The sequence below is a fragment of the Pectobacterium atrosepticum genome (assembly GCF_000740965.1).
Classification (GTDB): domain Bacteria; phylum Pseudomonadota; class Gammaproteobacteria; order Enterobacterales; family Enterobacteriaceae; genus Pectobacterium; species Pectobacterium atrosepticum.
Map to the genome: position 1 here is coordinate 2114625 of NZ_CP009125.1, position 26219 is coordinate 2140843.

Here is a 26219-nt window from a genome sequence, read left to right on the forward strand (position 1 = left end):
GTGTACGCCACCATTTCATTTGATAATCATAAGCACAGGATTAGCATGCTCGATCCCAATTTACTGCGTAATGAGCTAGACGCAGTCGCCGAAAAGTTACTGGCTCGCAGAGGCTTTAAGCTGGATGTTGAGACCCTGCGTAAGCAGGAAGAACGTCGTAAAGTATTGCAGGTAGAAACCGAAAGCCTGCAAGCAGAGCGTAACTCCCGATCGAAAGAGATTGGTGCAGCGAAAGCACGCGGTGAGGATATCGAGCCTTTGCGTCGTGAAGTTAATACATTAGGCGAAAAGCTGGATACTGCGAAAGCAGAGCTGGATCAGTTGCAGAATGAGATTCGCGATCTGGCGTTAACGATCCCGAACCTGCCGGACGACTCCGTGCCGCTTGGGAAAGATGAATCACAGAACAAAGAAGTTACCCGCTGGGGTGAGCCGCGTAAGTATGATTTCGCCGTGCGCGATCATGTTGAACTCGGCGAGATGGCTGGCGGACTGGATTTTGCCGCTGCGGTGAAATTAACCGGTGCGCGTTTTGTCGTGATGAAAGGACAGATTGCTCGTCTGCACCGTGCGCTTGCCCAGTTCATGCTGGATTTGCATACACAACAGCACGGTTATCAGGAAGCGTATGTGCCTTATCTGGTAAACCACGCCACGTTATATGGTACGGGCCAGTTGCCTAAGTTTGGTGAAGACCTGTTCCACACCAATCCCTTAAGCGAAGAAGCAGAAAGCAGCCAATACGCGCTGATCCCGACTGCTGAAGTCCCGCTGACCAATCTAGTACGTGACGAAATTCTGGATGAAGAATCTTTACCGTTGAAAATGACCGCACACACACCTTGCTTCCGTTCAGAAGCGGGTTCGTATGGTCGTGATACGCGTGGGTTGATTCGTATGCACCAGTTTGACAAGGTTGAACTGGTACAAATCGTCCGTCCTGAGGATTCCATGCAGGCGCTGGAAGAGTTGACGACCCACGCCGAAACGGTGCTGCAACTGCTTAAATTACCTTATCGTAAGGTATTGTTGTGCACTGGCGACATGGGCTTTGGCTCCACCAAAACTTACGATCTGGAAGTTTGGTTGCCAGCGCAGGACACGTATCGTGAAATTTCTTCCTGCTCAAACATGTGGGATTTCCAGGCGCGCCGTATGCAGGCCCGCTGTCGCAGCAAGTCCGATAAGAAGACTCGACTGGTTCACACGTTGAACGGTTCTGGTCTGGCGGTTGGCCGGACACTGGTGGCCGTTCTGGAAAACTATCAGCAGGCCGATGGCCGCATTGAAATTCCTGAAGTACTGCGCCCCTATATGGGCGGGCTGGAATTTATTGGCTAATCGCTGCTATTTGAATTAAGCGCCTAAGGGCGCTTTTTTTACGTCTCATGTTCGGTAATATTTTTTTATCGTAAAAATAATTTATCTATATCATGCCGCCCGTGCTACTTAACTTTTAAGATTAAAATGTTTTAAAATCAATCAAATACTAACCTTCTGCTTTCAAGGGTGACGACCCTTCAGCGAGTATTGATTAATTCTTTCAATCCACAATTTGAGAAAGGCGTTTTAGCACTTTTTGCTCGGATTGACTTTTATATACGCAATGGCATGATGCGCTCACTCTTCTCCGGTTGTTTGGTTATTCACTCGCTATGTCTGCTTATTCCCGCCCAGTGCTGTTATTGCTCTGTGGACTTCTGCTGCTGACGGTTTGTATTGCAGTATTAAATACGTTGGTCCCACTTTGGCTAAGTTATCAGTCTCTTCCTGTCTGGCAGGTTGGCCTCGTTGGTTCTTCCTATTTCGGTGGCAATCTGGTTGGAACGCTATTAGCCGGTAAATTAATCAAACTTTATGGTTTCAACCGCAGCTATTATTTTGCGGCTTTATTATTTGGCATCGCGATCGTTGGCCTCGGTATTTCTGCGGATATCGGCAGTTGGTTATTCTGGCGCTTCTTGGCAGGGATAGGTTGCGCATTGATCTGGGTTGTGGTTGAAAGCGCCTTGTTATGTAGTGGAACGTCGACGCAGAGAGGACAACTGCTGGCTGCTTATATGATTGCCTATTACCTCGGTAGCGTGATTGGACAGCTATTGCTTGGCGTGTTGCCTACATCATTATTGAGCGTGCTGCCGTGGATGGTCGCGTTAGTTACTTTGGCTGTATTACCTCTGTTGTGTACTCATCTTCCTACTCCGCCCGAACAGCACGAAAAGCATGTCAATATGTGGAAAATGCTGAGGTATCGCAGTGCGCGTCTAGGAATACACGGCTGTATTATTTCCGGCGCAATTTTAGGATCGCTGTATGGCCTGATGCCGCTGTACCTCTCCCATCAAGGAATGAATGATGCGCAGGTTGGGTACTGGATGGCGCTGCTGATTAGCTCAGGTATTGTCGGGCAATGGCCTGTTGGGCGTATGGCTGACCGCTATGGTCGGTTGTTGGTTCTTCGGGTGTTAGTCTTTGTGGTGATTATTGGCTGTGTTGCCATGCTAAGCATTAGTCACTATGCCATGGCACCGTCGCTATTTTTATTGGGATGCGCAGGGTTTACGCTATACCCGGTCGCTATGTCGTGGGCATGTGAGAAGGTGCGTCCTGAAGAGTTGGTGGCGATGAATCAGGCGTTACTCCTTAGCTACACGCTTGGCAGTCTTTGCGGGCCAAGCGTTGCTGCGGTGTTGATGCAGAATTATTCTGATCGATTACTGTTCGTACTAATTGCCGCGGTAGCGATGATCTACCTGATGATATTGCTCAGAAAAGCCGATCATCATCCAACGCCATTAGCTGCTGCCTGAGTTAGCGGTATCAAGGCTGGCCAACGAGCTTTGTCCCGCGTCTACCATATTGTTCCACAGCGCCTCGGCTACCGGGCTAAGGCGTTGTTTTGCATTTCGTACCAGATAAAATATGCTGGTTAGCTTTAAACGATCTGGAGCAACTGCCGCAAGCTTCCCTTTTTCCACCCACGATGCTGCATAATGGTCGGGAAGAAAACCAATATGGGTTCCCGCGAGCAGAAGTAACAAGCTTCCTTCTAGATGCCAAGCTGTCTGGTGGTAACCTTGCTTTGATACAGAACCTAGCTGTTTAGATATCTCGTTGACGGCATGCCCACCAATTAACAGCCTGCGAGGATTTAATTCACCCTCAAGCCATTCACGTTCGATCATCTCAGCATTTTCTGCTAGAGAATAAAAGTAGCTATGTTCAACAAAGACGGGCTGATAGAAAATGTCTGCGGGGATGTCATCGGGTAGGGCGCTTAGAACAACATCGAGATGCCCGTTTTTTAGCCGTTCCATGAGCGGAAGGTATTCCATAATTTCGATTTCGACGTTGACTTCCGGGCTTTGGTCATAAAGATGGGATATAGCTTGTGATACAACGTTGTTGGGATGTGTGGCGATATTATCCAAGCAGCCTAGTTTTACTTTACCTATAAGCTGATGTTTGATACGGGCTAGTCTGTTAGCGAAATCATCGAGCGTGGAAATGACAGATTTTGCTTCCTGATAGACCACTTCACCTTCCGTTGTTAAGGCAAAACCCCCGCGACCACGTTCACACAAAACAAGCCCAAGTGTATCCTCGAGTCGAGACAGGTAGTGGCTTAGGACGGGTTGACTTAATCCAGTTACGGTTTGTGCGTTGGTAATTCCTTGTTTTTCAACGATTTTACAAAAAAGCTTTAACCAGCGAATCTCCAGTTTATCTAAGCGCATAGCATTTCCTTCGCATACATTACATATCTGAATGTTAACATCAAAATATATCTGTATTAATCGATATGAATCCCATTTATCTTACTGTTAAGCCGCATAGTAATGTGGTTACCACGAAAAAGCGTGGTTTTATGCGTCACATCAGGGTCTCTCATAAGCACAATGGTGTTGTTAGCTTGCTGACAACACCATTGTTCTATACGTCGCCAGACAACCTCTATAAAATATCACAACGATACAATAATTATTTGCTGCTTATTCAATGGAGGAGTTATGTCTCAAGGGAATGCTGTGCCTGAAAAACAACAACAGGAGCGGCAAATCTATGATTACGAATACGAACCTGTCCCTGCCGAAGCCAGAAAACGCTGGTATGTAATTACGTTAATATGGTTGGCGATCGGAATTGATATTTCAGGTTTGTTCCTTGGTACTTTTTTGAGCGGTGGGTTACCATTTTCTCAGGCCGTCAGTGCTACGCTTATTGGTTCTGCTTTGCTCGGTGTGCTTGCAGCATTATGCGCTAATGTGGGTTATGGCTGTGGACTATCGACGACGTTGTTAAGTATCTCGGTGTTTGGCAAATTTGGCGGCAAACTTATCGGCATATTCTCTGCGGTTTCTTTAGTGGGGTGGTTCGCTTTCCAGCTTGATTTCTTTGGTGCCATGCTACAAAAGGCATTACTTCATTATCATTTTGAACCCGGCCGTTTTCCTATCTTACTATTTGGCATGATACTGATGGCATTAACAGCTATTTGGGGAGTCAGATCATTAGGACGGCTCAGCATGTTTAGCGTTCCTTTAATGCTGATCCTGATAGTAACAGGGATTTATTTGGCCGCAGTTGATCACTCTACACCACCAACAATAACTATTAAAAATCCCATTAGTATGGGAAGCGCAATCTCTTATGTTGTCTCTATCTGGATAGTTGCGGCTAGTATTATGTCCCCTGATATTGCGCGCTACGCCAAAACACGTAAAGACGCCATCTTAGGGGCAGGATTAGGCTTTTGCTTCGGTAATAGCGCGACAATCTTAGTTGCGCTTTTACTGACCCATCTGGTCGGTAGCGATGATCTTGTCGAAATATTCTTTAGTATTGGGCTGGGCATGTCAGCCATTGTGATTTTAATCTTTGCTCAATGGACAACAAATAGCTCAAATCTAATCTCCGCATCGTTAGGGCTCTCTGTGGTTATCCGGGCATTGTCACGACCTACGCTAGTGATTTTGATGGCTTTTATCGGATTATTTTTCGCCTACAACGGGATGATTAATAATTTTACCCAATTTCTCTCATTATTGGGGGTGATAGTTTCACCAATCGCTGGTGTATATCTGGCTGAATATTACTTTTTTGACTTATCACCATCAAAGATCGATATATCAGAACCGAAGAATCTGAACATTGGGGCCGCTGCAGCGTGGATATGCGGAAGTTTGGTTAGCCTCTTGACATCGACAGATTTTTTCAATGTTCTTACTATTAGCTCTATTTCTGCTTTAGATGGAATAATGGTGAGTATGGCGGTATATGTCGCTTTGCGTAAGATATTCCCACGAGTGGGAATGTAATTGCTTGAACCCCTATTTTTAAATAGGGGTTCTTCGTCTGTCTGGACAAATAATGACTCGTTATATTGATTCTGAAACAATAGATGATATTGCTCTGGGAGCGTCGGTTCTCGGCACAGGGGGCGGGGGAGACCCCTATCTTGGCTCGCTAATTGCCAAGAATGCATTACGTAATACCCAGCCTATTGTTCTGATGAATCTCGATGATATCGAAGATGACTCACTTTTTGTTCCATGTAGCACTATGGGTGCGCCGACGGTTTCTGTGGAGAAAATTATTTCACAGCGCCAGATTATTTTGGCATTTGACACGATGGAAACAGTGCTAGCGGAATCAGCTTCGGGAACATTTTCAATCGAAGTCGGTGGTATTAACTCTCTGATCCCATTTGTTGTTGCGGCTAAAAAAGGGCTGCCGGTTATCGATTGTGATGCAATGGGGCGTGCATTCCCCGAAGCGCAGATGGTGACCTTTTTTCTCGATGGCTTATCTTCGGCACCGAACACGCTAGCTGATGAGAAAGGTAACTCGGTTATCCTTAATCCTATTGATGGTGTGTGGTCTGAGCGGTTAGCCAGAGCCATTACAGAGCAGATGGGTGCCGCCTGTGCGATGTGTGATTATCCGCTCCGTGGACACGAGCTCAAACGTAGCGCCATAAAAGGAACGCTTACCCTAGCGCAAAATATCGGAAAAACGCTGCGTGAGGCTCATCAGTCGGGCAGTGATCCTGTGCAGTCTCTACTCACTGTGCTTAATGGTCACGTCATTGCATCGGGTAAGATTATCGATGTTGATCGGCGCACAACCGGTGGTTTTGCTCGAGGTAAAGTGGTGCTGGATGGTATGGGCAACGATAAAGGCGAATCGTTTACGGTACTTTTCCAGAATGAACTCTTGCTGGCTTATCGCTCGTCACAGACGACAAACCCTACGCAGGATAATCTGCTGGCAGTTGTACCTGATTTAATCTCGATATTAGACAGTGAAACGGGACGTCCGATTATTACGGAGCATTTACGTTATGGGCAGCGAGTCGATATCATTGCCTATCCGTGCAATGACAAATGGCGAACGCCAAAAGGGATTGAGGTCGCGGGGCCGGAGTATTTCGGCTATCCGGTGCGGTATGTACCAATAGAACAGCTTGCAAACCGCTGAGGCTTTCCCGATGTTACATAAAAATGATTACCGACTCGGGATTGATGTCGGAGGCACAAACACGGATGCAGCAATTTTAGATGCTGATCTGCGCTGTATTGCGACGGCTAAATTTCCTACGAGTATGGATATCTATAGCGGCATTGAGCGCGTGATTGCTGCGGTATTGGCGCAATCAGGCATCGAGCCGCAGCATATTTGCTATGCGATGTTAGGCACAACCCAATGTACCAATGCAATTGTTGAGCGAAAAGGGCTGGATCGCGTCGGATTACTGCGTCTGAGTCTGCCAAGCAGTGATAGCGTCCCGCCGCTGTTTGGCTGGGATGACGAGTGGCAAAAGACATTAGGTGAGCATTTCTACCAGCTTCATGGCGGCTATGAATTTGATGGTCGGGAGATCCATCCCGTACTATTGAATGAAGTGCTGGCGGTCTGTGACAAGATGCGTGGTCATGTGGATAGCGTTGCTATCTGTGGCGTATTTTCCCCAGTAAATAATGATCAGGAATTGCAGGTTGCCCAATGGGTGAATGCGGCATTGCCTGATGTTTCCCTGTCATTATCCCACCGAATAGGCAGCACGGGATTGCTGGAAAGAGAAAACGCGACGATCCTGAATGCGTCGCTGCAAAGTACCGCAAACCGTTTTGTTAACGGCTTTATACAAGCGCTAGTTCGGCACGGAATCAAGGCTACGCCATTCTTCGGGCAAAATGACGGCACATTGATGTCCGAAAGTATGGTGAAGCAATATCCCATTCTGACGATGGCCTGTGGGCCAACGAACTCTATTCGCGGTGCGTGCCACCTTTCGGGATTGGATAATGCGCTGATTATTGATGTTGGCGGTACGACGACAGATATTGGCGTATTAGTTAATGGCTTCCCGCGTGAATCGGCAATTGCCGTTGAAGTGGGCGATGTGCGGACGAATTTCAGGATGCCGGATATTATTTCTATCGGCATTGGTGGTGGGACTTGCGTTCGGCAGTCTCAGAACGGAACACTCACCCTTGGGCCTGACAGCGTCGGCTATCGTCTTCTTGAGCAGAGCGTCAGTTTTGGCGGGGAGACATTAACGCTCAACGATATCATGCTGCAACTTCAGCCTGAGCGATGGACATCCTCGCTTTCTCATCCACTGCCTGAGCTAGATAAAGCACTTTGTCTGGAGGCTTATCGTCAGATGATTGATAAAGTGGAAAGTGCTATCGATCGGATTAAATCGTCGAGTGCGGCCATTCCTGCCGTGCTTGTTGGCGGTGGCAGTATTTTACTGCCTGACGTTTTATCCGGTGTCAGTCAGGTCATGCGTCCGCAGAATTTTGATGCGGCAAATGCGGTGGGTGTGGCACTAGGGAAAGTGGGGGCACAGATCGAGCGCGTGGTTAAAATGCCGGATAACGATCGTGAAAAGATAAAAAGCGAATTACAGCAGCAAACTATTTGTCTTGCGGAAGAGACGGGAGCCATGTCTGGCAGCGTTGAAATCATCGATTATCAGGAAATTCCGCTAGCCTATCTGCCGGGGAATGCAGTACAGGTGAAAATCAAAGCGGCAGGGAATCTGGCTTAACTCGGTACTTGTCTACAATGTAGCGGGTCAAGATCAGTCGCGATGTTGATCCGCTGAAATGAAAATAGCGCGCTGAGTGAGCGCGCTATTTTTTCAGAAAGCGTCAGAGATTAGTAGATTACCTTGTGACCGTAGCTTTCCAGAATCGATTTAACGCGATCCATCGTATCGGCTTTCGGCGGTTTAACACCGTCTAATTTGTACTCTTCCCCCATCGCTACCCACTTGTGTTTACCAAGCTCATGGTACGGGAGAAGCTCAATTTTCTCGATGTTCGTCATATCTTTGGTGAATTCGCCCAGCTTGTGCGTGGATTCATCGTCATCAGACCAGCCGGGTACCACCACATAACGTATCCAAGTGCGCTGGTTGCGTTTTGCCAGATAGCGAGCGAAATCCAGAGTGCGGTGATTCGATACGCCAACTAAATTCTGATGGATATCATCGTTCATTTGCTTCAGGTCGAGCATCACTAAATCGCTGACGTCCAACAGCTCGTCAATGACGGGATCGTAGCGGCGTACAAATCCATTGGTGTCCAAACAGGTGTTAATGCCTTCATCCTTACAAGCACGGAACCAATCGCGTACAAATTCGGCTTGCAGAATGGCCTCGCCGCCTGATGCGGTTACACCGCCGCCGGATGCATTCATAAAATGGCGATAGGTCACGACTTCTTTCATGAGTTCTTCAACCGTCACTTCTTTGCCGCCGTGCGTATCCCAGGTATCACGGTTATGGCAATACAGGCAGCGCATCAGACAGCCCTGAAAGAAGATAATGAAACGGATGCCTGGGCCATCGACGGTGCCACAGGATTCAAAAGAGTGGATGCGACCGATTACTGACTTTACAGCTTCAGCTATATCGGGTTTTTCTGTTGAAAAACAAGTATTTGAGTTATTCATATGATACCAATTAGAGCTAAGTGGTGCTGATTCATGGACATTATATGGACACTCCGTTGAGTGGATTTAGCAACACAGCATCTTGTAAGAAGTCTGGCGCAAAGTGTGCATAGACCATCGTTTGCTGGATCGTGGAATGCCCTAAAATTCGTTGCAGTGTAATAATATTACCCCCATTCATCATAAAATGCGTGGCGAATGTGTGCCGGAACACATGCAGTGCTTGCCCATCTGGTAAATCAGGTTTCATTGCACGTAATGTGTTTCTTACTGCGTCGTAATTTGGATGACATACGAAACCCGTTTTAGCGTGCTTTATTTGTGTCATCAGCGCCGGAGATATGGGAATGGTTCTACGTTTCCCATTTTTGGTTTTCATAAACGTGAGCATATTGTTGATAATGTGTTCACATTTAAGATTCGCGACTTCTCCCCATCGTCCTCCTGTTGCCAGGCAAACCAGAACGGCTTTGCGGTTATCACCATCCAGCAACTGAAGTAAGTCTTCTATTTCTCCGGCAGTCAAAAACGCCATTTCGGCTTGCTGTTCTTTCAACTGCTTCACATCTTTAAACGGATGCTGGGAGTGATACTCATCGGCTTCAATGAGCTTCGTAAACATTCCGCTTAAAATGGCATGATGCCGATTAACACTTGATGGTTTTAAACCTTCATTCAACCTGTTTACGCGGTAATCCAGAATTGCTTTTTTCGTTAGCTGGTCTGCACGTATTACGCCCACCTCAGCCAGTTTCACAATAATAGCGTTCAATCTTCCTTTCTCAATTTCTCCCCGATCGTGACTTTTACCGTGGTAAATCCACCAAAGGGATAGCAATTCAGTCAGTTTTCGGCGGTCTGCTGGCTTTTCTACCCAATCTTTATTGTGGTAGTTGACCAAAATGTGACGCTCAAAAATCTGGGCTTCGCCTTTTGTATTAAATTTTCGCCGAATGCGTTTTCCTTCTGCACCCTGCGGCCTAACGTCCACTTCATAACGACCATCATCAAGTTTCTTAATCGACATAAGATAACTCTCCGATGAAATGCTCATCTTGAAAATCAATATCAAAAAGGTAGGAAAAGTAAATATTTAGCCAATTTTGTGATCGGATTGGTGAGATTTTGTTTCGTCTTGCCCAATGTGTGCGAGGGCCGGTGCTATCTGCCCAGCTTCTGGGTTGGTTTCATCAAACATGAACCAGTCACGATATTTTCTGAATCTAGGGTGCTTTAGTAGCCGCACAACCGCATCATGTGAAATTGAAGATTTTCCATTTTCATACCCAACATACGTGACGTAATTAATTCCTGTCATATCAGCTACTTCTTTCTTTTTTAGCCGTTCAGACTCACGGATCAGTTTTAACTTTTCTTGAATCATAATTGACATAATGAATCAGATCTCTTATTTTTAATCAAAAGCAAAACCCAGAAGTACACTAGATAGTCCTAAAGGGTTCTAGTTAGAAGTACGGGTAACCATGTCGGAGGATAACAAATGTTAGACGAGGCTAAAACCATTCTTGAGGGGGAGGGGGACGATACGGCAAACACTACGCCGCGTCGTCAGATCCGATTGTCAGAGAAGCCTGCCGATCTCTTGTCAAAAGAGGGGTTTGCTCTGTATGTCGGTAAAACGACATCCGCTATTGTTGCCATGGCTAAAGCGGGGAAATTACCAGCCTTTTATATGGCTGACCCGCTAAAGCCAGGTGGTAATGCTGAGCTGTGGATTCACCGCCTAGAGTGGGATAAATACGCTAAGCAGTTGGTTGAAACCGCCCCGCCAGAATGGCATGGCTGGAAAGATAGAATTAGTGCCAGTAAACCGACCCGCCGCCATCGTGGGGTGTCTGCATGAGCGGTGAATTAATTAAAGTCAGCGAACATACCAGTGTTTATCGCGGCTTCTCTATTATTCGCTGTCCTAGAACAGCAACCAATCCGATAACTCGTTATCGCATAAGTCAAGGCGATCAATCTTTCGGGCTATTTGATGCACTAGGGCAGGCGACTTCTTATATTAACGAACTGCACGGCATGAGGAATTCAGCATGATTAGCACAGCGCGTTTATTAAAAGAAAAATCACCATCCCCGCAAGAAAATAAAGGCTGGCTGGAATTACCAAACGGCCAGCGTTTCCAGCCTACTCCCGCGCAAGCTTATTTTGCGCCGTGAAGCAAGAAACCCTACATGCCAGCGCCTAAGCAAAAGCGCCGCTGGTTTGCCCGCCTGATGGGTATTGCGGCGTAACTGTCATGGCTAACACCGAAGCCGTCCGCGCCGTTCCACTGAGTATCGCGGCTAGAACTGACGGGCTGAATCACATAGCTATGCTGAGGGGAAAACACTTCAACACAAACAGTGAAAAAGACATGTGCCGCTTTATTGACGATATGCGAGATAAGATAGACGGCGATTATCATCAAAATATGCGCGTACTGTCAGCGATATTTGAATTAGCAGATATTGATAAGGAACGGCGTAACATGAAATTTAATGAACTGACAACTGAAGAAAAAGCAAAGCTGATTAAGGCGATGAATAAACTTAAAGCAGTTGTGAGTTTATTCCCCAAACATTTAATTCTTTAACCGTAATAACTCCCGTTTTTAAAGGCGTAAACCCGCCGGGCTTTCTATTACCTGAAAAAAGGAAATCACGATGAGAAATGCAGAAGTTAAAGCGATGCAAGTAGCTGGCAATGAAGCACTTGTTTCACTGCTGGGAAAGGCTCGATTGGATGAAAAAAAAGACCAGCACTGGTCGTTTGCTCAACGTCTGGCAGCGCTGGCCCTTCACGCGCAGCAAAAAGAATATTCCGCAGCAGAGGTTATCGAGCTGCTGCGCAAAGAGGCAGAACACTTTGAGCATTCGTCACAGGAGATCATCGTATGAACCACGTCATGATTGATATTGAAACAATGGGTAAGAATCCCCGCGCACCTATTGCCTCTATTGGTGCCGTGTTCTTTAACCCTAAAACAGGTGAGTTGGGTGAACAATTCTATTGCCGTGTCGATTTTGAAAACGACATGCTCAATGGCGCGGTGACAGATAGCGGAACTATCAAATGGTGGTTGCGCCAGTCGCCAGAAGCCAGCGCTGAATTAATTAGTGATGATGCGACCCCGATTTGGGGGGCGATCAGTCAGTTTAGTGACTGGCTGACTGATAACGCTGAAAGCTTGAAAACGTTAAAGGTATGGGCAAATAGCCCATCTTTTGATTGCACCATTTTGAAGTCTGCGTTTGAACGGACTGAGATCGATATTCCGTGGAATTACTGGAATGAGCGGGACGTCAGAACGATGAAAGAAGTTGGGTTCGCCATCATGAATATGGGGCGTTTTCTCGGCACAGCAGAAACCATCGGCGTTAAGCATAACGCGCTGGATGATGCTATCAACCAAGTGGCTTTGGTTTCTGCTGTTATGTCTCGGTTGGTCGGTAATAAGCCGGAGAAATTAGGCGGCTGCGACTGGATTGATTGGAACGAATTAAGCAAACGAGGGCTATTGGCCCGTATTAATCATGAAATTATGCACCCAATCGGCCTAGCTATTTTCCGCGATCAAGAAACGGGGGGATCGGGTGGTGCATTAATTTCCCCTGATGGCAAATGGGAGTATGGCAAAAATCTACATGAGCCATTAAGTAACTTGATATTCAGTGAAGTTGCTGATTTTTTTGCTGGCTTAGAGCAACCTGGTGCGCCACGTTCAGCCGCAGATATGCAAAAGGCGTTGCTTTGTCGCTTGGAGCGGGTGATACGCGCGAGGACGCCGCAATGATCCGCCCGTTCATCAAATGGGCGGGGGGCAAAACCCGCGTCCTGCCTGATTTGTTGCCACTCTTGCCGAAAGGCGATTGTCTTGTAGAGCCATTTGTTGGCGGTGCGTCTGTATTCCTGAATACGGACTATCCCAGCTATGTGCTGGCTGATATCAATCCTGATTTAATTAATTGCTATCGTGTCGCTACTACTGATACGGACGCATTAATCTCAACGGCAAAAGTTCTATTTCAGCATGGCAATAATAAGGCTGAATACGAAACCCGCCGCCGTAGCTTCAACTATCAACGCAGTACAGGATATGGAACAGGGATAGAGCAGGCAGCGTTATTTTTATATCTAAACCGTCATGGTTATAACGGCATGTGTCGCTATAACCGTGAAGGCGGTTTTAATATTCCGTTCGGTAAATATCGTGCGCCCTATTTCCCAGAGCAAGAAATAAGGCAGTTTGCGGAAAAAGCCAATGATACCGGCGCTATATTTGTTTGTGCCGACTTCAAGGAAACCCTTCGTGTTTATGCAGAGCCGGACACTGTAATTTATTGCGATCCTCCTTATTTGCCTGTCTCTGACACAGCAAATTTCACTCAATATCATCATTCTGCCTTTACGCACGAACATCACCGCCAATTGGCTAAATATTTAAAGCACGTTCGTTACGAAACTGACGCGGCGGTAGTCATTTCAAATAGCGATACACCAGCCACGCGCGAGATTTATCAGCACTATCAATTCCATGAAGTCAGCGTCAGCCGTTCGCTGGGCGCTGCCGTTGCATCGAGGAAAAAGGCCAGGGAGTTAATTGGCGTGCTGACTGCGGGGATGTTGCGCGATGCATAATAATCTTGCCCCATTCACTCTTAATTGGCGCTGCCGTGAGCCAAATATCATCAACGTTATTAGCGTCTCAGGGGGTAAAGACAGCCTAGCTCAATGGCTGTTAGCCGTAAAGAACGGCGTTAGTCACATTCCGGCATTTGCTGATACCGGTCACGAGCATCCTCAGACTATGGAATATTTGGATTACCTGGAATCCAAACTAGGGAAAATCAGACGTGTCCATGCCGATTTTTCTCGGCAAATCGCAGGTAAAAGAAAATTCATTGCCGAAAAGTGGCCTATCACGCTTGTTTCAGAATGTGGTTTTACTGATGTGCAGGCCGAAAACATTATCGCTACTGCGTTAGATACCCTGCATCCTACCGGTATCCCATTTCTTGATTTGTGCATGTGGAAAGGCCGCTTTCCATCAACGAAACGCCGTTTTTGTTCAACTGAGCTAAAGCATGAACCTATCCGGCTACAAGTTGTTGAACCGATTGTTGATGCGGGGTTTGAGGTCGTCTCTTGGCAAGGTGTTCGTGCCGAAGAATCCGCGTCACGCGCCCTTTTGTCAGAATGGGAAAGCGGCTTTGATCTTGGCCCTCGTCTGAGCATCTATCGCCCCATTCTTCACTGGAAACACGCTGATGTTTTCGCGTTAGCAAAACGACACGGCATCAAGCCAAATCCCCTCTATGAGCAAGGCTGTAGCCGTGTCGGCTGTATGCCGTGCATCCATGCCAGAAAGTCAGAACTTGCAGAAATCTTCCGCCGTTGGCCTGAAGAAGTTGAGCGAGTCGCGCGCTGGGAACGCCTTGTTGCGGCATGTTCTCGTCGTCAGAACTCAACATTCTTCCCCTCAACAAACGATCCCAAAAAAGCAGAGCGCCGCATTGAGTGTATTAGCGTCGAGTCTCACGGTATCCACACCTACAGAGATTGGGCATTAACAACTAGGGGGGGGGCAGCAGTTCGATTTATTGGGCGAAGCCGCCGATCCGATGGTCTGCAACAGCGTTTACGCTGGGGTTTGTGAGTAATGTCCGAACAGTGGGCCTATCCGTGGAATGCACCACGTCCAGCGATCTCCATACCACAGGGGATCGCAGATTCATTTCTTTCCTCTACCGCAAATGCCACTGAGCCGCATCCGGCTGTCGAGCGTCATCTCAAGCGGTTGGTATCACGCGCCGCTTTCTCCGATCTGGATTTCGAGCAGGCCGTCGCGCGGCTGGAATACTTCGAGCATAATTCAACATTACTGACAATGCGCCGCCAGTTCGCAGAAGCTGAGCGGGACGAGCATCAAGCGTCATTACAAAACTGGATGGAAACGCCGGAAGGTGTCGAAACTCGTTTACTCGAACAACCGTTTTTTATCCGCGATACCTACAGGAAAAAAATAGAATGGCTGCGCGCTAACCGCGAGCCGCGACACGTCAGCGCCTTTTTCATGGGAACCGTGAAAAAAGCCCTGCTGCGTCTTGATGCCGTGCGTGTCAAGCAAGGTGTGCGTGACGGTTTTACGTCAGAGCTTGCCAGCTACTGGCGCGCACGCTGGCAGCATTTGGCAGAGTTTACGAAACATGAAGCGATTAACGCTGGTCATGCTATTGCGGCCAGCATCACTGAAATGTTTGAAACCGAATGCGGCAACACCTTGCCATCTGATATGACCAATGACGAGATCCAGTCGCTTTTCTGGCATTTGGGGCATGAAATGCTCGCGTTGCGGGTAACGCCGCCGTGCTGGGGCGTGATCATTGGCGATAACGAATCAAAAAAACGTATTTGCTCCGCCATTCTGCGCATCATCAGCCCTGAATGGTGGGGGCGTAAGTTGTGGCGTTTGCGCTGCGAATGGCGAGAAAACCAGTTCCGCGCCATCGGCGTGATCCATAAAAAACGGATGCCTTACGTCAGCATTGATGCACTGAATCAGTGGCAGGAGCAGCGCCGCAAAAACCGTGAGTTCTTTAAGGCGCATGAACTGGTTGATGAAGATGGCAACGTCGCATCGCTGGAAAATATGGTATACGCCAGCATCAGCAATCCAGTTATTCGCCGTCACGAACTCATGACGAGAATGGCGGGCGTTGAAATGGTTGCCATATCGCGCAGTGACGAGGGTGTTTTTCTTACAATCACTTGCCCGTCGCGTTATCACGCCACTATTCAGAGTGGTCATCAAAATCCCAAGTGGGATACGTCATCACCTCGGCAGGGACAGCGCTATTTATGTAAGACATGGGCTAAAGCCATGTCGAAACTGAACCGACGCGGCCTGCGTCCGTATGGCTTTCGCGTTGCCGAACCGCATCACGACGCTACGCCGCACTGGCACGTATTGCTATTCATGCCGCCCGAAGATCGGAAAGAAATCACTGAAATTCTGCGCGAATACTTTATTGCTGTAGACCGCGCGGAGCTGGGGCGTAATACCGGTGCGCGCTTTAAAGCGAAGCGCCTCGATCCCCAAAAAGGCAGTGCTACTGCCTACGTGGCGAAATATATCAGTAAAAACATCGACGGCTACGCTCTTGACGGTGAGCGTGATAACGAAACCGGAAAGCCTCTGCGCGAAACCGCACGGTTTGCGATGGCCTGGGCATCTCAACATAACATCCGGCAGTTTCAGCCGTTCGGCCTGCCGCCAGTCACCGTCTGGCGCGAGCTGCGCAAACTGGCGAACCAACTTACCGCAGTGCAGAAAGAAGCCGGAACCTTCAGGCGTGGGGCTTCTCAGTTAGCTGATCCGGCAATGGATGCCGTGCTGGCTTCGGCTGATGCAGGCTGTTTCGCTACTTACATCGAAAAGCAAGGCGGCGTGCTGATCCCGCGTGAGCTTTACACCGTGCGCATCGCGTATGAGGAAGCTGACGAGCAAAACGATTACGGCGAAACACCGGAAAAAATCTTTGGCGTTTTCTCACCGCGCTTAGGTGAGATATCACGTATCTGTACTCGTCTTGTTAAGTGGAAAATCCGCAAAAAACAGGCAGCAGACGCAGGCGTTAATGATGGCGCTGATCGTGGGTTGGCCGTTACGTCGCCCACCGGCGACGCTTGGAGTTCTGTCAATAACTCTACGGGCGATGAAAAAATAAGCATTTCCGAACCCGCCGATAGAGAGATTGGCAGTACGTCAGAGCCAGAAATTACCGACTTTGAGCACATGACCGACACGGAACGGCGTGGATTGCTCAACCGTCTTCGATCTCAGCCGCCGGATCGGCGACATAAAGAACACTCGTCCACAACTCAGCCCCATAAAGAGACTGAAAAACAGACTGTTAGTAAGCGGTCGGACGACTGGCGCACCAGCGTTGCCGATTTCGCCCGTTCGCTGGGTTGGGATATCAGCGCCGGTGAGCTGCGGCGGTTGGAAACCGGCAACGCGATCACGATTGCGGGCTATGCCTACGTTGCCAGCGCTGACGGCTGTCTGTACCAAGCGCCGATGAAGAAGCAAAAAGACACGGAATATCATGATAAAGCTGCGGCACTACTGCAACGTATCGCAGTGTTATGTGAAGCGACATGGTCTGAAACTACGTCGCAGAGGTATAGATAAAAACAGATAGGTGATACTAAGAGATATCATATTGATATCTTTTTCTTGACGCGTGATATCAATATGATATCTTTAACTCAGCTCGATAACGGGCTCAAATTAAACTTAAACTTAAACTTAAACTTAAACTTAAACTTAAACTTAAACTTAAACTTAAACTTAAACTTAAACTTAAACTTAAACTTCAAATTAACTTCAAATTAACTTCAAATTAACTTCAAACTTAGGAACTATCCAATGCGAAATTTAGTAAATATAAACGCATTTTTTCTTTTGCGAATATGAACTTAACAAAGAAAGAGAGGTTAACCACCAAATAACAGGAGTAGAAAATTATGACAGTAAACGTCGTTAAAAAAACCGGAGATTTTGTCCTTAGATTAAGAGAGAAAGATTCTCTGAGCGCCATCAGCGGTCGCACGTTGGAGACGTTGATAGACGTAACAGGCATGACAAAAACCGAATTGGCTCATCTGGCATTGCGAAGATTGGCCGATGCACTTTTGCCACATTACGAGAAAGACGATGGGGCATTATCCATCGCTCAAATCCAAACTATCCGAGAGTTCTCTACTGCTACGGATATACCGGAGGAGCGATTTACTAAAAGTCTTTTGTAAGGAGACATAATGATAAGTGGTACAACAGTATACGGCACTCTCCCTGAGCCAGGTGATATCGTCTGGTGTTACTTTCCTCAGGTAAAAGGAAAACCAGGGCCTAAGCCACGCCCTGCGTTAGTTGTGAAGGTGGCGGAAGAAGATAATGCTGTGATGGTTGTCTACGGGACAAGCCAGAAAACGGATAAAATTTTCGACACTGAATTTGTGCTCAGGTGTGATGATGCTGGTTTTGCAATCTCTGGACTCGCTTACGATACAAAATTTGATATGAGCACTCTGGTAACATTGCCTTATACGAACGAGTGGTTTGATATTGCCCCGATGAAAGGGGGGCAGCTACCAATCTCACCTGTGATGGGAACGCTGCACCCTACCTATATTTTGGCTCTAAAAAAGGCGAGTAAAAAAGGCTCATAAGAATTAGACGGCCTAAATGTAGAGAGAAAGCCCGCATTAGCCTAAAACTCTAGAAGGCGTAATGCGGTGCTTTACGTGCCATGTCCACTGAGCAAGTTGAGAGCGAATTGTTTTTCGTCGGGCTTGAGTTGGTCAATTAAGAATTTAACCAGCTTGTTGCCGGTTAACCCACTGGGACTAAGAGTGTGAGAAAACGAGGCGTTAAAAACAAACGTGTGACCGCATTCAACTTCGGTACAGGCGCAGTATAAATCCGCTAGTTTCTTGTCTTTCCAGTCAGACTTACGAATGATGGCTGGTGAGCCGCATTCAGGGCAATTAATTTTAAAAATTCGCATGTTCACCATCCCGCACGCTATTCCTAACAATGGACATGATTTTAACTTAATTGCGCTCATTTTTCGCCCTTATCATCGGTCATTGGTGAGGTTTCAACGTTAAACTGTAGATGTAAATGCGCTGGGATCTCGCTGTCCGTATTGACGCCATTCATAAATTTTCGTTGCAGCGGGATGACTTCATCCTTTCGGTATGTCGTGCGGGCCGTGTCAGGGTTGCCCATTACTGCGCCGTTTGTGGGAATAATGCCCGCGAGGCCAGCGGGGAAGCGATGAGCGGTGAAAATATCCTGCGCGGTGATCCCTTTGATGTTGGCAAACTCATCTTTTGCGCTAACCTCCCCAACGGGCAGGATTTTAACCCCCTCGGGGTTGCCTTTCGGGATGTTAATAAACATATTGCGGAAGTTGCCTAGCCCTTTTGACTCCGCGATCTTGGTCTTAATTTCATTTTCCATTTCCAGCGTCAGATTAGGGTCACTGGTATAAAGAATGAAGCCCATGTGCGCCCCGTTGTTGTAGTAACGGCGGCGGAAAATGGTCGCTTCGCTGTTGAGCAAGGCGGAATGAATTCCCCCGATGTAATCCGGCAGGCCGTAAACCTGCTGGCGCGGGTCGTACATTTTGAAAAAGACGATATCTTCAGGTTCATAAATCAGGGCTGGCCCTTCCTGAAGGATGACGAAAGAACCCTCCTTACGGCAGCGCAGGTAAAGCGAGGGCAGCGGCAGCAGGTCGATCACTTCCCCAAAAACATTGCGGATCTTCAGGATAGCAACATCCCCGAACAGCAGATAATCAAACGCCATTTGTTCGACCTGGTCAGCGGTTAACCCGCCGCTGATGTAGCCACTTGCCACCATGTTTCGCCGTGCATACAGTACGCCGCCGTGCTGTGCATTGAGGTTAGGCAACTGCGACAGCGCCAGGCGATCGATAGGTAACCGCCAGTGGTTATATTCATTGTCATACCAGATATTGTGGTAATCCGTGCCGGTTGTCAGGATGGGTTCCGGTTCGCCAAAGGTGATCACGCTGCCGCGCCCTGGCGTGAACGTCTCTACGTTATTTCCTGTTGCGGCCTTGAATTTCTTATTCTGTCTCTTTGTCATGCTGCTTCCCCGAATGCCCAGGTTGATGGGCGGTCAAATTCGTGATCGATAGGTTCATTAATAACGGCGTGTGAGATGGCGAAGAACACATCCGCGTGGCCGGTTGCATCGGAGCGTTCTGCAACGAATGTCAGTGCGTTGCCGCTGTTGGTCGTGGTGCGCCGGATAGCCATAAATGACGCTGGGATTTCCGCGCGCTCTTTATTGGTTTCGTCGATAGCGTCTTTTGCCCATTCAATACGTTTACGTTCGACAACGTCGATCATCTTCATGACCAGGCGGTTTTTACTTTCAACGCTGTAAAGAATGGCCGTGGCTTCACGGGGCGCGAACTTGCTGACTAGGTCATATACCCCTTTACCGATGCCGGTTGTGTCGATCCCGATATACGTGATGTTGAAACGGCGCATGAGCTGTTTTATCTGATCGGCCTGCCAGCTAAAGTTAAGCCCTTGCCATTGCCAGATAGCCAGAACGCGGAAGCGCTCACCGTCATGGATCGGGGGCGCGATTATTACAAACGTGGAATTATCACCAGAGCGGGACGGGTCAAAGCCTGCCCAGACTTCGCGGTTGCCGAATGGCCGTGCGGCGGTGGGGTCATAGTCACCCCAGATTGCCTTATCCACTTCGCAGCCAACCAGAGCGGCGAACTTGAATACCGCGTCTTTGCTGTCAACGAACTGGCACATGTAGAGCATGGCGAACGCGGTCGGGTTGTATTTATTGCGCAGGCGATCGATGTCAACGAGCGCACCCAGCCCGCCCGCGATAGCGTCTTCCATCGTAATGACATAACGCCAGATGCCATCAGGGCAAATAATCCCCTCGCGCATGGCACTGTCTTTCGGAAACTCAATGCCTTTACGCTTCGGATCGTCACCGCGCCACTCATCGCCAGTCCAGACCGGATACGCCTGATGTGTTTTGGCGCTGGGTGTTGAAAAGTAGGTCGTTCTAAATTTGTTATGTGTCGCCATGGCGCTTGCGACTTCATGCAGGCGCGTGAATTTCGGGATCCAGAAGACTTCGTCACCATACAGATGACCGTTAAAACCCTGCGCGGTGCTGGCGTTTGTGGACAGAAAACGCAGGATTGCACCGTTGCTGAGGCGGATATTTTTACCCGTCAACGTGATGCCAAAATGGTTCTGCGCTATCTGGACAATATACTCACGGAAGATTTCAGACTGGGCGCGGGAGGCTGAGAAGAAAACCTGATTGTCACCGCTGACGACAGCATCTTCAAACGCTTCCCAGGCGAAATAGTAGGTCATGCCGATCTGGCGGCTTTTCAGAATGAAGCGCCAGTCTTCATCTTTGTGATCGCGGCAGTGTAGCTGGTACTCGAAAAGATGTTCCTGTGCCCAGGTATCCAGCATTTCAGGCGTCAGGCTGGAAACATCATTTTTCTTATACCGGCGCTTTCTTTCCCCTGGCTCTCCGCTCGCTGCACTGAGGCAATAACCTTCACCATCATAGGCCGCTTTTTTGGCCTGCATTTCTGCCATTTTTTCGGCGTGCTTATTTTGCTGCGCCATTAGCTTGACGTGGTGAGCAATCAGATCCCGAAGTTCTTCCAGCTCCAGCGCGGTTTTCTTTTCGCGCCCCGTTAGCTGATCGATGCGTCTGGCGATCACATGCTCGACCGCTTCAACAGGCAGCAGAGAAGCCCACTGGCCTGTTTCAGCCCAGTGATAAATGGTGCGCGGCGGGAGGTTTAATTCCTGTGCAATATCTTTCGGCGCCCAACGTTTAATATATAGGGCGCGTGCCGCGTCTTTTATTTCATCGGAGTATTTAGCCATGCGGATATTATGACGGGAATATTCAGACGAAATTATCATTAAATATCGGAAAAAAACGGATAAGCGTTTATATCCGAATACATCAGAAATAAAGCAGTCGCGAACAATTAATCAATTAGTAATACTGACTACCGCAAACGAAATACCGTTATTTACTTTTTCAATGAAGGTTATTATGCCGCAATCTCATTACCGCACTGATTGGTTATGTATTGCCACGTCTGGACAGGCTGTGGACGGTCGCACCATTGAACCGCAATGGCTGATTGATGCGGCAGAAACCTACACCCGTAAAACCTATACCGCCATGATTTGGCCGCACCATCCACAGTATGACATTGGTGAGCGTGAATTTACCTGCAATCTGGGGGAAGTCGATGCGCTGAAAGTGGAAACGGAAGGGGATGTCACGAAATTATATGCCCAGTTAGTGCCGAATCAATTTTTAATTGATGCCAATCGAATGGGGCAAAAGCTTTTTACCTCTGCTGAGTTTGTTTCTGATTTTGCGGGCAGCGGGCGTGAATATCTTTTCGGGCTGGCCGTAACCGATATTCCGGCCAGTCTGGGAACGGAAAAACTCAAATTCGTTTTGGCTGGAGAAGAAAAGGACGCTGAGCGCGGAAACCTTGAAACGTTCAGCCTGGGTAAATTACAGACGCCGGATAAAAAAGAGTCTTTCTGGTCGCGCTTATTTTCGGCCAGTAAAGCGTTTACGCCAACACCAGAGCCTAACACTGATAAGCCCGACGAGGGCGAGGAACAAAAAATGGAAGAGCTAAAAGCCCTCCTTCAGCAATTGCTGGAATTGGTCAAAAACGGCAAAGACGCTGCCAGCGGTGACGCTGACGCGGTTGACACGCCGGAGCAGGCCGCAGAAGCAGTGGCAGACATCGCCGAAGAGATCGCCGCTGCCGCCGATGAGGTAGCCGTGCTGGCGCAGGACGTTGCTGATAACCCAGAAGACGAAGTCAAAGCGGCGGAGTTCACCGTGGCAAAAGCCAATCTGGCAAAAGCCATGAAAGCGTTCAACGTCACCCCAGATAAGCGCCCTCGTTCGCGCAGTCGTCGCCGTGAGTTTTCCGCACGTAGCAAGCCTGCTAACGATGCGATGGGCGATCTGACCACGCAACTGACCACTGTTCTGACCAAGTTGTCAGCGATGGAAGACGGTGGGACGCGTCGTCCAAACAGTGCGCCAAACGGCGGTAATCAACCGTTTGAGTTTGTTTAACTGCTCCTTTTTTCAGGAATAAAAAGATTATGCAATTAACCCCAAAAGCCGAAGCGCTACTGCGCAAATATGCCGCAGGGCTGGCAACCGCTAACGGCCAGGTGGATACGTCGCGATTTTTCTCGCTGACGAACCCAAAGGAAACCCAGCTCCGCAGTGCGCTGCTGCAAAGTTCCGAATTCCTGAGCCTGTTGCCGAACGTGTTGGACGTCAATCAGGTAACCGGTCAGGTCGTGACCACGGGCAAGCCAGGTATTTACACCGGCCGTAAGAAAGACGGCCGCTTCAGTCGCCCGCTGAGCGTGGGGGGTAACGAATACAAGCTGGTTGAAACGGATTCGGGTTCGTATCTGCCGTATTCGCTGCTGGTTGTCTGGGCAAATGCGGGCAGCGAAGACGAGTTTTTTCAACGTATTCAGGCATTCAGTAACGAGTCATTTGCGCTGGATATGTTGCGCGTGGCGTTCAACGGTACCAGCGTTGCGGACGATACCGATCCCGATGCCAATCCGAACGGCGAAGACGTCAACATTGGCTGGCACCAGATTGTTAAGACGCGCTCCGCTGAGCAAATCATCGTTGACGACGTGACAATTGGCGGTGCCGGTGCTGACTTTATCGGTCTGGATGCCGCAGTCACCGATCTGGTGCATAACTGCATTTATGAGCCGTTCCGCAATGATCCGCGCCTGATTGTGCTCGCGTCCGCCGACCTAATCGGTAATGACGCCACAACCATGATGAATCGGATTGATCGCCCGACTGAGAAGGTCGCGGCCCAGCTTATTGGCCGTCAGATTGCAGGGCGTACCGTATACACCCCGCCGTTTATGCCGGAAGGTCGCCTCGTTGTTACCACGCTGGACAACCTGCACTTGTATACCCAGGGCGGTACACGCAAGCGTAAAGCCGAGTGGAACGATGACCGCAAGCGCTTTGAAAATAATTACCTGCGCATGGAAGGTTATGGCGTCGAGCATGACGAGCTTTACGCGGCATTCGACAAAATCACTCTGGCAACCGGAGAGGGTGAATAAACATGGCCATGTCCCCGTGTCAGCGCCACCGCGCCAGCGTGAAAGCCGCCAAGGCGCTGGATAACCGTGAAGCGCTGGCCGCATCGCCGGTTAGCTTCCATCTGCAAAAGCTGGAGCTGGAAAAGGATGTCGCAATACTGCGCAGCCTGCCGCGCACGGAAGACCGCATCGAAATGAAACGCGATGTGCTTCTCCCGCGCTGGATGCCGAGCGTTGAAGCCTATCTTGCCGGTGATGCCCGCTTCGCCAATCCGGCGCTGGCTTACTGTGTGATCTGGTTGTTTGACACAGGGGAAATGGGCAAGGCATTGGACTGGGCCGACGCGGCAATCAGCGAGAGCCAGGCGACGCCGGATAACTTCAAAAGCACGTTACCGGCATTTGTTGCCGACACGGTGCTGGAGTGGGCTACCGGTGAAGCCGCCGCCGGTCACAGCATTGAACCGTATTTCAGCCGGACGTTTAACAACGTTCGTGATAAATGGCGGCTGCATGAGGACATCAACGCGAAATGGTTCAAATTCGCAGGGCTGTATTTGCTGCGTGATGAGAACGGCCAGCCGCGTGCAACGGCGGTTGATGACGTTGACACGCTCGAGCAGGCGGATGCGCTGTTAGAGCAGGCTGAAAAATTTAACCGCCATGCGGGTGTGGGCACCATCCGTAAAAAGATTACGGCCCGCATTCGGGGGCTGACCGAAAAATAACGACTACCGCAAGCCGGGGCGGGCGCGAGGGAGGTTGAAAACTCGTAAGGTTTTCAAGGCCGTGGATCTCGGTCTGCCCGCTTCCCCTACTTGCATTAATGAGGTGTGACATGGCCGTGCCATCCCTGGGGTTTAGCGGAAAACCGATTGATTATCAGGATGAACCCATCGTTAACGGTGTCGCGTTCTGGCCCGATCTCAATCTGGCGGAGTTTCAGCGCTCACGCACCATTCCGCCCGATCTGCCTGCGTCTACGGCGGCACAGGCGCTATTGGCGGCGGTTGCAGAGGTGAATGATAACCTCGGTGATGTAGTGATTTACTGGCGTGAACGGGGTCATGAGCAGGCCATTGATGTGCCAGGCGCACGGGCAGGGAATGAAAATCAACTGACCGCGCAATACAAAAAGGCGATTTATGCCCGCGCCAAAGCCGATTTACTGGGCGAATTCGCCAGCATTGGCCGACGCGAAACGCACCCAGGACAGGAGAGCGCTGAGACGCGAGACATTCTGTTAGCAGAAGCCGCCTTTGTGCTGCGAAACATGCAACGTTATCCGCGCGTTGGGGTGCATCTGATATGAGCCAGATTGAAAGTCTGACCGCCTTTTTAACGCAGAACCTGCCCGAGCGGGCTATGCAGCAGTTTGAAAGTGCGCTGGACAATGCGGAGTTAATACCCGCGCCCAAAGCGCTGGGGCTGGAACAGCGCCGGATAGGGGTATTTCGCTACCAGGCGATATTGAACTGGGGATCGTTCCCGTATCGGATTTGCCCGCCTGCGCAGGTTTACGCACTGGTGCTGGCATGGCTGGCTGATAGCCGCAACGAGCTGTATGACGAACTGGTGCTGTCGCCGCCCAGCGTTGACATTGAATTCGATGAAGAAGTGTCCTCCCCATTGGAGATCGTCGTCGAGCTGGCTGACAGCATCAACATCCGGCCAAGCGAAACGGGCGATATCCCATTTGGCGGGCAACGCTGGGAGCTGGCCGATCCTGAGCTATGGACGGCGTTAAGCGGGGCACTGTATGCCGCCGACGCCCACGGCGCACCGCTGAGTGAATCGTAATGGCGGTAGCTGTTCAGGGCGGGTTGCCGCAGCGACAGTTACGGCAATTGCGTGCCGCGCTGGCATCACTGGAACTGCCGCCGAAAAAGCGCCAGCGGCTGCTGTGGCGCATTGCCAAGCTGGGGGTCATTGTCGCGGCCAAGCGCAATCAGCGTAACCAAACCAGCCCAGACGGCCAGCCGTGGGCACCGCGAAAGCGGGGCAAGGGGAAAATGTTGCGCCAGTTGCCGAAGCTGCTACATGTGCGCGAAATGCCGCAGATCGACGCAGTCAGAATTTATCTTCAGGGCGGGCAGTACAAAAACGGCCAGGTGCCGGTTTCAGCCGGATTGATTGGCGCAGTACACCAGGGCGGTGCGTCATTTTCAATGAGTGCCGACCGTGCGCCACGCCCCGATCAGCGCAACCGGCCCGCGTTGCCCAGGCAGGCTAAAAAATTACGCGCTTTGGGTTACAAAATGCGCAAGGGGAATCGGTATGTCAAAGCGAGTAGCAAATACATTCTCGACACCTTGAGCATGGCGCAGGCGGGGTTATTGATAAAAAAACTCCGTGGTGAGCCAACAAAAACGACCTGGAAAATAGATATTCCCTCGCGTGTATTTTTGGGCGTGAGTGATGACGAATTTAACAAGATTTTGGCGCGTCAGTTGCAGGCCATCGGGTTTGGCTGGGACGTCAATGCACAGGACAGCGGGGGATAA

The 26219-nt window shown here is 49.3% G+C and carries 28 protein-coding genes and 1 pseudogene; 22 read left to right on the plus strand and 7 right to left on the minus strand.

The genetic code is table 11. The annotated features are described in order from the left end of the window. The first annotated feature begins 45 nt into the window (after positions 1–45). Entirely contained in the window at positions 46–1341 is a 1296-nt protein-coding gene (gene serS, locus GZ59_RS09255; protein ID WP_011094188.1) for a serine--tRNA ligase, read from the plus strand. Positions 1342–1655: 314 nt separating this feature from the next. Continuing rightward, positions 1656–2810, plus strand: coding sequence for an MFS transporter (locus GZ59_RS09260; RefSeq protein WP_039291320.1), 1155 nt, complete (start codon positions 1656–1658; stop codon positions 2808–2810). On the opposite strand, the gene GZ59_RS09265 is transcribed toward GZ59_RS09260, so the two are convergent. Further along, the gene (locus GZ59_RS09265) at positions 2796–3737 is read right to left on the minus strand and encodes a LysR family transcriptional regulator (RefSeq protein ID WP_039291321.1); all 942 of its coding nucleotides are present in this window, start codon (positions 3735–3737) and stop codon (positions 2796–2798) included. The two genes, GZ59_RS09260 and GZ59_RS09265, sit on opposite strands and share 15 nt — an antisense overlap. 273 nt (positions 3738–4010) lie before the next feature. Here GZ59_RS09265 and GZ59_RS09270 point away from each other — a divergent pair, with 273 nt between their 5' ends. The 3 genes from GZ59_RS09270 to GZ59_RS09280 are packed head-to-tail and all read left to right on the plus strand — an operon-like array spanning position 4011 to position 8059. After that, positions 4011–5318, plus strand: a complete 1308-nt coding sequence (locus GZ59_RS09270; RefSeq protein WP_039291323.1) for a cytosine permease — start codon at positions 4011–4013, stop codon at positions 5316–5318. Positions 5319–5370: 52 nt separating this feature from the next. Continuing rightward, on the plus strand, positions 5371–6480 hold the full coding sequence (locus GZ59_RS09275; protein ID WP_039291325.1) for a DUF917 domain-containing protein: 1110 nt from the start codon (positions 5371–5373) through the stop codon (positions 6478–6480). Positions 6481–6490: 10 nt separating this feature from the next. Beyond that, positions 6491–8059, plus strand: coding sequence for a hydantoinase/oxoprolinase N-terminal domain-containing protein (locus tag GZ59_RS09280; RefSeq protein ID WP_039291327.1), 1569 nt, complete (start codon positions 6491–6493; stop codon positions 8057–8059). Positions 8060–8169: 110 nt separating this feature from the next. On the opposite strand, the gene pflA is transcribed toward GZ59_RS09280, so the two are convergent. The 3 genes from pflA to GZ59_RS09295 all read right to left on the minus strand — a co-directional run bounded on the left by pflA (position 8170) and on the right by GZ59_RS09295 (position 10360). Further along, a complete protein-coding gene (pflA, locus tag GZ59_RS09285; RefSeq protein ID WP_051918065.1) occupies positions 8170–8967 on the minus strand; it encodes a pyruvate formate lyase 1-activating protein in 798 nt (265 codons plus the stop codon). Positions 8968–9007: 40 nt separating this feature from the next. Beyond that, positions 9008–9994 (minus strand): phage integrase, encoded by a 987-nt coding sequence (locus GZ59_RS09290; RefSeq protein WP_011094182.1) that lies wholly within the window; start codon positions 9992–9994, stop codon positions 9008–9010. Between the two features lie 66 nt (positions 9995–10060). Further along, complete coding sequence (locus GZ59_RS09295) at positions 10061–10360, minus strand: helix-turn-helix transcriptional regulator (protein WP_011094181.1); 300 nt, start codon at positions 10358–10360, stop codon at positions 10061–10063. 108 nt (positions 10361–10468) lie between these two features. Between GZ59_RS09295 and GZ59_RS09300 the strand changes: the two genes are divergently transcribed. The 11 genes and pseudogenes from GZ59_RS09300 to GZ59_RS09350 all read left to right on the plus strand — a co-directional run bounded on the left by GZ59_RS09300 (position 10469) and on the right by GZ59_RS09350 (position 18207). Continuing rightward, complete coding sequence (locus GZ59_RS09300; protein ID WP_011094180.1) at positions 10469–10831, plus strand: Cox family DNA-binding protein; 363 nt, start codon at positions 10469–10471, stop codon at positions 10829–10831. Continuing rightward, on the plus strand, positions 10828–11028 hold the full coding sequence (locus GZ59_RS09305; protein ID WP_011094179.1) for a hypothetical protein: 201 nt from the start codon (positions 10828–10830) through the stop codon (positions 11026–11028). Before GZ59_RS09300 ends, GZ59_RS09305 begins: the two co-directional genes overlap by 4 nt. Next, positions 11025–11150: a phage filamentation protein Fil family protein gene (locus GZ59_RS23880; RefSeq protein WP_011094178.1), complete on the plus strand. Its 126-nt coding sequence runs from the start codon at positions 11025–11027 to the stop codon at positions 11148–11150. Before GZ59_RS09305 ends, GZ59_RS23880 begins: the two co-directional genes overlap by 4 nt. Positions 11151–11230: 80 nt before the next feature. Further along, positions 11231–11566, plus strand: a complete 336-nt coding sequence (locus tag GZ59_RS09315) for a DUF5347 domain-containing protein (RefSeq protein WP_011094177.1) — start codon at positions 11231–11233, stop codon at positions 11564–11566. A 70-nt stretch (positions 11567–11636) separates the two neighbouring features. Next, entirely contained in the window at positions 11637–11870 is a 234-nt protein-coding gene (locus GZ59_RS09320; RefSeq protein WP_011094176.1) for a DUF2732 domain-containing protein, read from the plus strand. Further along, positions 11867–12766 (plus strand): 3'-5' exonuclease, encoded by a 900-nt coding sequence (locus tag GZ59_RS09325; RefSeq protein ID WP_011094175.1) that lies wholly within the window; start codon positions 11867–11869, stop codon positions 12764–12766. The genes GZ59_RS09320 and GZ59_RS09325 overlap by 4 nt, the downstream gene beginning before the upstream one ends. After that, positions 12763–13611 carry a DNA adenine methylase gene (locus GZ59_RS09330; protein WP_011094174.1) on the plus strand — a complete coding sequence of 283 codons (849 nt, stop codon included), beginning with the start codon at positions 12763–12765 and terminating at the stop codon, positions 13609–13611. The genes GZ59_RS09325 and GZ59_RS09330 overlap by 4 nt, the downstream gene beginning before the upstream one ends. After that, positions 13604–14633 (plus strand): annotated as a pseudogene (locus GZ59_RS09335) (phosphoadenosine phosphosulfate reductase domain-containing protein). The gene GZ59_RS09330 and the pseudogene GZ59_RS09335 overlap by 8 nt, the downstream one beginning before the upstream one ends. Continuing rightward, the gene (locus tag GZ59_RS09340) at positions 14633–17167 is read left to right on the plus strand and encodes a replication endonuclease (RefSeq protein ID WP_039291329.1); all 2535 of its coding nucleotides are present in this window, start codon (positions 14633–14635) and stop codon (positions 17165–17167) included. Before GZ59_RS09335 ends, GZ59_RS09340 begins: the two are co-directional and overlap by 1 nt. A gap of 335 nt (positions 17168–17502) precedes the next feature. Continuing rightward, positions 17503–17787 (plus strand): hypothetical protein, encoded by a 285-nt coding sequence (locus GZ59_RS09345; RefSeq protein WP_039291330.1) that lies wholly within the window; start codon positions 17503–17505, stop codon positions 17785–17787. Positions 17788–17796: 9 nt separating this feature from the next. Continuing rightward, on the plus strand, positions 17797–18207 hold the full coding sequence (locus GZ59_RS09350; protein ID WP_039291331.1) for a type II toxin-antitoxin system PemK/MazF family toxin: 411 nt from the start codon (positions 17797–17799) through the stop codon (positions 18205–18207). Between the two features lie 71 nt (positions 18208–18278). Here GZ59_RS09350 and GZ59_RS09355 read toward each other — a convergent pair whose 3' ends face one another. From GZ59_RS09355 to GZ59_RS09365, 3 genes are read right to left on the minus strand one after another with little or no spacing between them, the layout of a single operon-like run. Beyond that, entirely contained in the window at positions 18279–18554 is a 276-nt protein-coding gene (locus GZ59_RS09355; protein ID WP_080708286.1) for an Ogr/Delta-like zinc finger protein, read from the minus strand. A 47-nt stretch (positions 18555–18601) separates the two neighbouring features. After that, positions 18602–19657, minus strand: a complete 1056-nt coding sequence (locus GZ59_RS09360) for a phage portal protein (protein ID WP_039291335.1) — start codon at positions 19655–19657, stop codon at positions 18602–18604. Further along, on the minus strand, positions 19654–21465 hold the full coding sequence (locus tag GZ59_RS09365; protein WP_039291337.1) for a terminase large subunit domain-containing protein: 1812 nt from the start codon (positions 21463–21465) through the stop codon (positions 19654–19656). The genes GZ59_RS09360 and GZ59_RS09365 overlap by 4 nt, the downstream gene beginning before the upstream one ends. A gap of 175 nt (positions 21466–21640) precedes the next feature. Here GZ59_RS09365 and GZ59_RS09370 point away from each other — a divergent pair, with 175 nt between their 5' ends. The 6 genes from GZ59_RS09370 (at position 21641) to GZ59_RS09395 (ending at position 26219) form a co-directional block, all read left to right on the plus strand. Further along, positions 21641–22699: a GPO family capsid scaffolding protein gene (locus GZ59_RS09370; RefSeq protein WP_039291339.1), complete on the plus strand. Its 1059-nt coding sequence runs from the start codon at positions 21641–21643 to the stop codon at positions 22697–22699. Positions 22700–22728: 29 nt separating this feature from the next. Next, a complete protein-coding gene (locus tag GZ59_RS09375) occupies positions 22729–23736 on the plus strand; it encodes a phage major capsid protein, P2 family (protein ID WP_039291340.1) in 1008 nt (335 codons plus the stop codon). Between the two features lie 2 nt (positions 23737–23738). Then, complete coding sequence (gpM, locus tag GZ59_RS09380) at positions 23739–24443, plus strand: phage terminase small subunit (protein WP_039291341.1); 705 nt, start codon at positions 23739–23741, stop codon at positions 24441–24443. 110 nt (positions 24444–24553) lie between these two features. Further along, entirely contained in the window at positions 24554–25027 is a 474-nt protein-coding gene (locus tag GZ59_RS09385; protein WP_039291342.1) for a head completion/stabilization protein, read from the plus strand. After that, complete coding sequence (locus GZ59_RS09390; RefSeq protein WP_039291343.1) at positions 25024–25515, plus strand: phage tail protein; 492 nt, start codon at positions 25024–25026, stop codon at positions 25513–25515. The genes GZ59_RS09385 and GZ59_RS09390 overlap by 4 nt, the downstream gene beginning before the upstream one ends. Next, positions 25515–26219 carry a phage virion morphogenesis family protein gene (locus tag GZ59_RS09395; RefSeq protein WP_039291348.1) on the plus strand — a complete coding sequence of 235 codons (705 nt, stop codon included), beginning with the start codon at positions 25515–25517 and terminating at the stop codon, positions 26217–26219. Before GZ59_RS09390 ends, GZ59_RS09395 begins: the two co-directional genes overlap by 1 nt.